This is a genomic window from Providencia sp. PROV033, assembly GCF_028484855.1.
Lineage (GTDB): Bacteria > Pseudomonadota > Gammaproteobacteria > Enterobacterales > Enterobacteriaceae > Providencia > Providencia alcalifaciens.
Window position 1 is genome coordinate 1 of record NZ_JAMPSW010000200.1, and the last position, 1,578, is coordinate 1,578.

Below are 1,578 nucleotides of genomic sequence, written 5' to 3' on the forward strand. Positions count from 1 at the left end.
ACCGGTCCTGTTTGTACTGACTGAGTCTGCTTTTTCTCATGAAACTATCCTAGACGATCTTAGTTATCTAGGACAGCCCCTTAAATTAAATAGCATAAAGGTAACTGTCACTAAGGCAACAAGCAAAATAATATTTGCACCGAGACTAATGCCGAGTAAGTATTTTTTCATTCGCTCTCTCAAATTAATATCAATAACCTAATAATAATGCCGTATCTTTATAAGTAATCTAGCAGCAATTATTTAGACTGTAACTAAGATAATCCCCGAAGGTAAGTAAATTGTGTTTTATGCTGATTTGTGCCTTTCTCCATGGAGTCGCTTTAATGGGATGAGTTGATACGTTATGATCATAGCAAATTATGGACATAATCAATTTATGTTAAGTGAGATTTTTAGCATGTTATTGATCGACATGCTAAATGCAAGAACAGCAGTATAAGGAAATTTTAATGGATAATATCACGATTAAAAATGTTGAAGAAATAGCGTTAATGCGAGAGTCAGGGCGGTTACTCGCCAGCGTTTTTAAAATGTTGGATGCGTTTATTGTTCCTGGTATTTCGACGATGGAAATTAACGATAAAGTTGAAAGCTATATTGTGAATGAACTCCAAGCACGCCCAGCCAGTAAAGGGCAATATGGTTATCAATATGTTTTAAACACATCAATTAATGAAGTAGTTTGCCATGGTGTGCCAAAAGTAGATGAAATATTAAAACCTAAAGACATTATTAACGTGGATATTACGTTAGAGAAAAATGGGTTTATTGCGGACTCAAGCAAAATGTATGTGATGCCGGAGGCTTCTCCACTTGCCCGTAAATTAGTGAAAGATACCTATAATGCAATGTGGGAAGGCATTAAGCAAGTGAAGCCCGGAGCGACATTGGGTGATATTGGCTCTGCAATTCAGCACCATGCTGAATCAAATGGTTATAGTGTTGTTCGTGAATATTGTGGGCATGGCATTGGTCGTAAAATGCATGAAGATCCACAAGTATTGCACTATGGGACTCGTGGCAGAGGTGTTGTTCTGAAGGAAGGTATGACATTCACGATTGAGCCAATGATTAACCAAGGTGGCATGAAAATCAAAACCAAAAAAGATGGTTGGACCGTGGTGACTCGAGATAAAAAGCTATCTGCTCAATCGGAGCATACCATTTTAGTCACTAAAGCGGGTTATGAAGTTCTCACTTTACGTGAAGAAGAGCGTTAATACAGCACATCGCCATATCGAGTTAAACATGAATATGGCGACTTTCTTTATTAAGTTAAATTAGCTACTTAAATTCTACGGTTATTCATTTATTGATATCATTTCATCTTGGGTTATCGTTATTTGATATGCAGTCTGAAGCTTATTACTAAAAATCCCAGTTAAAAGGTAATTTTCATGGATATTACTCATTTGATTGTGCTATATATCGGAAAATAAATTTTTCTGGTGCTATGTATGTTTAACCCTGATGAATCCCCTAATGATTTTGGTAAAAATCATTAAGTTAAGGTGGATACACATCTTGTCATATGATCAAATGGTTTCGCGAAAAATCAATAATCAGACAACAAGA

The 1,578-nt window shown here is 36.1% G+C and carries 1 protein-coding gene; it reads left to right on the plus strand.

The features are described 5' to 3' along the window. The first annotated feature begins 452 nt into the window (after window positions 1-452). Window positions 453-1,223 (plus strand): type I methionyl aminopeptidase, encoded by a 771-nt coding sequence (gene map / locus PSF16_RS17315; protein ID WP_006661998.1) that lies wholly within the window; start codon window positions 453-455, stop codon window positions 1,221-1,223. The last annotated feature ends 355 nt before the right edge of the window (window positions 1,224-1,578 follow it).